Origin of the sequence: Leuconostoc sp. S50, assembly GCF_016624925.1 — a bacterium.
Taxonomy (GTDB): domain Bacteria; phylum Bacillota; class Bacilli; order Lactobacillales; family Lactobacillaceae; genus Leuconostoc; species Leuconostoc pseudomesenteroides.
Genome location: NZ_JACVUE010000018.1, coordinates 26,501 through 32,500, shown reverse-complemented (window position 1 = coordinate 32,500; position 6,000 = coordinate 26,501). Strand labels below are relative to the sequence as shown.

General features: G+C 40.9%; 3 protein-coding genes, 1 tRNA gene and 2 rRNA genes (1 of these 6 running past the window's edge). 3 read left to right on the top strand and 3 right to left on the bottom strand.

Features of this window, described 5'->3' with window-relative positions; genetic code table 11:
* The 3 genes from IAE53_RS10935 to IAE53_RS10925 form a co-directional block, all read right to left on the bottom strand.
* Positions 1 to 659, bottom strand: a 23S ribosomal RNA gene (locus tag IAE53_RS10935); it reaches 2,256 nt to the left of the window's first position.
* 188 nt (positions 660 to 847) lie between these two features.
* Positions 848 to 920 (bottom strand) — tRNA-Ala (locus IAE53_RS10930).
* A 113-nt stretch (positions 921 to 1,033) separates the two neighbouring features.
* A 16S ribosomal RNA gene (locus IAE53_RS10925) occupies positions 1,034 to 2,584 on the bottom strand.
* The 16S and 23S rRNA genes sit together here with 1 tRNA gene alongside, the layout of an rRNA operon.
* 573 nt (positions 2,585 to 3,157) lie before the next feature.
* Between IAE53_RS10925 and IAE53_RS10920 the strand changes: the two genes are divergently transcribed.
* The 3 genes from IAE53_RS10920 (at position 3,158) to IAE53_RS10910 (ending at position 5,672) form a co-directional block, all read left to right on the top strand.
* Positions 3,158 to 4,330: an ArgE/DapE family deacylase gene (locus tag IAE53_RS10920; RefSeq protein WP_200136467.1), complete on the top strand. Its 1,173-nt coding sequence runs from the start codon at positions 3,158 to 3,160 to the stop codon at positions 4,328 to 4,330.
* 23 nt (positions 4,331 to 4,353) lie between these two features.
* Positions 4,354 to 4,944, top strand: coding sequence for a site-specific integrase (locus IAE53_RS10915; protein WP_200136468.1), 591 nt, complete (start codon positions 4,354 to 4,356; stop codon positions 4,942 to 4,944).
* Between the two features lie 71 nt (positions 4,945 to 5,015).
* A complete protein-coding gene (locus IAE53_RS10910; RefSeq protein WP_233610752.1) occupies positions 5,016 to 5,672 on the top strand; it encodes an NAD(P)-dependent oxidoreductase in 657 nt (218 codons plus the stop codon).
* The last annotated feature ends 328 nt before the right edge of the window (positions 5,673 to 6,000 follow it).

The following is a 6,000-nucleotide window of genomic DNA, read 5'->3' as shown; positions in this document are numbered from 1 at the left end:
GGTCTTTCCACCTTAACCTCGCACGATACCGTAACTCGCCGGTTCATTCTACAAAAGGCACGCCATCACCCATTAACGGGCTCTGACTTCTTGTAGGCGTCGTGGTTTCAGGAACTATTTCACTCCCCTTCCGGGGTGCTTTTCACCTTTCCCTCACGGTACTGGTTCACTATCGGTCACTAGGGAGTATTTAGCCTTACGGGATGGTCCCCGCGGATTCCGACCGGATTTCTCGTGTCCGGCCGTACTCAGGATCCTGAAAAGAGTCTGCTTTATTTCGCTTACGGGGCTATCACCCTATTTTGCCAAGCTTCCCAACTTGTTCTGCTATAAAACACTTTTGTAACTCTTATTTATCAGTCCTACAACCCCAACATGCAAGCACGTTGGTTTGGGCTCTTCCCCGTTCGCTCGCCGCTACTGAGGGAATCGATTTTTCTTTCTGCTCCTGCTGCTAATGAGATGTTTCAGTTCACAGCGTATTCCGTCAAATATCCTATGTATTCAGATACAGACAACTCTTACGAGTTAGGTTTCCCCATTCGGAAATCTCTGGGTCATAGCGTACTTACCGCTCACCAAAGCTTATCGTAGTTAGTCACGTCCTTCATCGGCTCCTAGTGCCAAGGCATCCACCACGCGCCCTTATTAACTTAACCTAACAGCCGAAACTGTTGTTTAAGTTTATGAGTTGGTCATTTCTCAGACCTGCGATTAAACCGTTCTTTATTAAAGAACTTTTTTGTGTTGTTTCTCGGTTCATTTATTACAATCTTACGATTGTTTTTAAAAGAATTTGTTACTATTCAGTTTTCAATGTGCAACTCGCTAGCCTTGCGACTAGCTATGGAGAATAGCGGGATCGAACCGCTGACCCCCTGCTTGCAAAGCAGGTGCTCTCCCAGCTGAGCTAATTCCCCATAGGATCACTTCTGAACATGATACCTATTTCAGTATCACACTCAAAACTAAACAAAACTTTGAACTTCACGAACTGACATCTAAGTCACTGTCGCTTTCCGATTATCCTTAGAAAGGAGGTGATCCAGCCGCAGGTTCTCCTACGGCTACCTTGTTACGACTTCACCCCAGTCATCTGTCCTGCCTTAGACGGCTCCTTCCTAAAAGGTTAGGCCACCGGCTTTGGGCATTACAAACTCCCATGGTGTGACGGGCGGTGTGTACAAGACCCGGGAACGTATTCACCGCGGCGTGCTGATCCGCGATTACTAGCGATTCCGACTTCATGTAGTCGAGTTGCAGACTACAATCCGAACTGAGACGTACTTTAAGAGATTAGCTCACCCTCGCGGGTTGGCAACTCGTTGTATACGCCATTGTAGCACGTGTGTAGCCCAGGTCATAAGGGGCATGATGATCTGACGTCGTCCCCGCCTTCCTCCGGTTTGTCACCGGCAGTCTCGCTAGAGTGCCCATCTGAATGCTGGCAACTAACAATAAGGGTTGCGCTCGTTGCGGGACTTAACCCAACATCTCACGACACGAGCTGACGACGACCATGCACCACCTGTCACTTTGTCTCCGAAGAGAACACTTCTATCTCTAAAAGCTTCAAAGGATGTCAAGACCTGGTAAGGTTCTTCGCGTTGCTTCGAATTAAACCACATGCTCCACCGCTTGTGCGGGTCCCCGTCAATTCCTTTGAGTTTCAACCTTGCGGTCGTACTCCCCAGGCGGAACACTTAATGCGTTAGCTTCGGCACTAAGAGGCGGAAACCTCCTAACACCTAGTGTTCATCGTTTACGGTGTGGACTACCAGGGTATCTAATCCTGTTTGCTACCCACACTTTCGAGCCTCAACGTCAGTTACAGTCCAGTAAGCCGCCTTCGCCACTGGTGTTCTTCCATATATCTACGCATTCCACCGCTACACATGGAGTTCCACTTACCTCTACTGCACTCAAGTTAACCAGTTTCCAATGCCATTCCGGAGTTGAGCTCCGGGCTTTCACATCAGACTTAATCAACCGTCTGCGCTCGCTTTACGCCCAATAAATCCGGATAACGCTCGGGACATACGTATTACCGCGGCTGCTGGCACGTATTTAGCCGTCCCTTTCTGGTATGGTACCGTCAAACTATAATCATTCCCTATTCTAGCTGTTCTTCCCATTCAACAGTGCTTTACGACCCGAAAGCCTTCATCACACACGCGGCGTTGCTCCATCAGGCTTTCGCCCATTGTGGAAGATTCCCTACTGCAGCCTCCCGTAGGAGTTTGGGCCGTGTCTCAGTCCCAATGTGGCCGATCAGTCTCTCAACTCGGCTATGCATCATTGTCTTGGTAGGCCTTTACCCCACCAACTAACTAATGCACCGCGGATCCATCTCTAGGTGACGCCAAAGCGCCTTTTAACTTTGTGTCATGCGACACTGAGTTTTATTCGGTATTAGCATCTGTTTCCAAATGTTATCCCCAGCCTTGAGGCAGGTTGTCCACGTGTTACTCACCCGTTCGCCACTCACTTGAAAGGTGCAAGCACCTTTCGCTGTGCGTTCGACTTGCATGTATTAGGCACGCCGCCAGCGTTCATCCTGAGCCAGGATCAAACTCTCAATTTGAAAATTTGAAGATTGCTCTTCGATTAAACTGACGATTATTTCGCTATATTCTCTATAACGCTAATCCGTTTATTGTTTGTTACGAATTGACTTCGCAAATTTGTTTTTGTTACCTAAGTAACAGCCACAGATTCGTTTGTTCAAAGTTTTGTTCAGTTTTCAATGTGCTACTTATTGCCCTTTGAGACAACTATATTATCTTATCACATCACCAAATTTTGTAAAGACTTTTTTCATAATGACACCTCTCTTAATTTTTAAAAATTAAGGGAGGTGTATTTAAGCAATTTTGATCAACTTAGCTAATAAAGATGGTCAGTTGACCAGTGGTGGAACAGCTAATGAAGGAGATAATTCTGCACGGTTTACTTACGGAGGGTCATCTTCAACACCAAGCATGACAACGCTAAAATACAATTTAGGATTTATCTTCAAATCTATTGGTTGCTCAAAAAAGGGTCTCTTTTAAAAATAATCCCTTACAAAACAGCCCCTATTATCTACTGATTAGATAATAGGGGCTATTTTCTTGTAAATTGATATAATAGAACTTAAAATTAGGAGGTTTTAAACATGAAAAGTGTCGAACGTATTTCTATACTAGAAAAATCTATCTCTATAAAAACAGACGGCCAGAATGAACAAGAACTAGCTGAATATTTTAAACAAATTCTGAAGGATCACAACATTGAATCAACAGAAATACCATTTGCCACAGGAAGATCTAACCTGATAGTGTCGATAGGAGAGGGTGATCGTATACTAGGTCTAACTGGGCATATGGATACAGTGAATGTCGGACCATTGTCAGATTGGCAAAGCGATCCGTTTGTACTGACCGAGATGGAAGGAAAATTATTTGGACGCGGTACCTCGGATATGAAAGGAGGATTGGTTGCTTTAATCATTGCCTTAATCGAACTTAAGGATGAGAAGGTAGATTTAGGTGGAAAAATTAGAATTCTAGCCACGGGTGGTGAAGAAAAGGGCCAATTAGGATCTGCTAGTTTATTAGGTCATCACCTAATATCAGATATCGAAGCACTAATTGTTGCTGAACCGTCTCGACTGTCTAATCCCAAATTGGGGGAAAGTACTCAATTCGCAATTTTTGCACAAAATGGTGTGTTAGACTATGAAGTTATCTCTAAAGGAAAATCGGCCCATAGTTCGATGCCAGAGCTTGGTATCAATGCAATTGATAATCTACATGAATACATGAATCAACAAAAAAAATATTTTGGTAACATGGCTCAAATAAATGATAGTGTGCTGGGTAAAATTATTCCTGTAAACTCTATTATTTCCGGTGGTGAACAAATTAATTCAGTCCCTGCGTATGCGAAATTAACAACAAAAGTCAGAACAACCACTAGTGTTAATGCAGAGCAAATAATTAATGATTTAGAAGATATTATTATTGCATTGAATAAGGTTGCAGATATGAATTTAGAACTCAATGTTCTAAGACAATTAGATCCTGTAGTAACCAGTAAAGACTCTTCAATCATTAAATTGGTGTCGCTATATGGACCAGAGTTCTTTAAACAGCAAATCACTTTGAGAACTGTTGCTGGTACAACTGATGCCGCAACATTTATCTCTGAAAATAATCGAATGGATATTGCCCAAATTGGTCCAGGAAACGATTCAAGCCATATGGCTAATGAATATATCTTTAAGCAGGATTTTCTAGATTACATTGATTTTATAAAAAAAATCATAATCTCGTACTTAAACGATTAATTAGTTAAGGATATTTAACGTATATGGTGCAACAAATCGTACTACCAATCAAAAACTCAAATGTTTTAAAAATGGTACAAGACACTTTACTAGATAGTTTTCGGGCTGGTCGCCGGAACTACACCATCTTTCAAGTTGGAAAAGCCACATTACTACGTGTGAGTGACGTGATGACCTTAAAAAAATCAGATGTCTACAATACAGATGGATCTATTAAAAATACAGCGTTTATTCATGATAAAAAGACCGGTAAAGCGAATACATTATATTTAAAACCCGTTAAACAAGATTTGATTCAATATCATGATTGGCTGGTCCAAGAAAATATCAATTCTGACTGGTTATTTCCCTCAACAGCACATACAGATCGTCATATCACCGAGAAACAGTTTTATAAAGTGATGGCACGCGTTGGTGATCTTTTGGGAATCAACTATTTAGGAACGCATACCATGCGTAAAACTGGCGCTTATCGCGTTTATACACAATCAAATTACAATATTGGTTTAGTGATGCATTTATTGAATCACTCAAGTGAGGCCATGACGTTCACTTATCTTGGTTTAGATCAAGCTAGTCGGGAAACAATTTTAGATCAAATTGACTTTGGTTAAGGGTTATAACTTGTAAATAGTAAGTAAATTGACTATGATTAAGATACTCAAGATAAAAGGATAGGATTGTAATGATGAAATTATTGATTATTGGCGCTACTGGAATGACAGGGCAATCATTAATCGCTGAAGCCGTTTCAAATGGATTATCGGTTGTTGCAAATGGGCGAAATCTAGATAAGCTCAATACTTTAAACAACGAATTTAAAGATATTACCATTTTGAAAAAAGATGCTTTTGAAATCACATCAAGCGATTTAGAAGACGTTGATGTGATTATTGATGCGTTTGCAACTACACCCGACCAGGCTTACTTACAAATTGATCTTGCTGCACATTTAATTGGTTTATTACGTAATAGTAGCAAGCGTATTGGCTTCATCTTAGGGGCAGGCAGTCTATACACCGATGAATCAAAGACAAAACTGACCTATGATCTAATTGCCGCAGATGATAGCACGAAACCGTGGCGTGCTATTCCTGAAAATCAATTATACGAACTTGAATTCCTGCGCCGTGTTAAAAATGTTAATTGGTTTGGTGTATCACCTGGAAGTAACTTTATTGCTGGTTCAAAATCAGAAAATATTTTAGTTGGTGATGATGTACTATTAGTGAATAATCAAAATTTATCAGAGACTACGTCTGGGACAATGGCATTTAAGGTCATTGAAGAAGTTAAAAATAACCAATACAATCAAAAGCGATTTACTGTAGCGAATGGTTAATGTGTCTTCAGCGATTAAACTCAGTATCTGAAGGGATTAATTCTAGCAAATAATAATTTTTGATTGTAATTATCTATGTTTATTTTGATAACTACATAATGCAGCTTATGGAACGTTAACAGCACCCCGCCTAAAAATATTAGGCTGAGGCGCTTTTTATGTGATTTAATTTTGTGAATTCTACTGAAACAAATTGGTCTAGTTCTCACAATCCCGTCAGCAGGCCTTTTGGACTTTGTGAAACTTGACTTCATTAAATTTACTCTTCTCTTCGAAAAAAGCCTGCCTAATTGGTGATTTATTACCACAAACACGCATATATTAAATA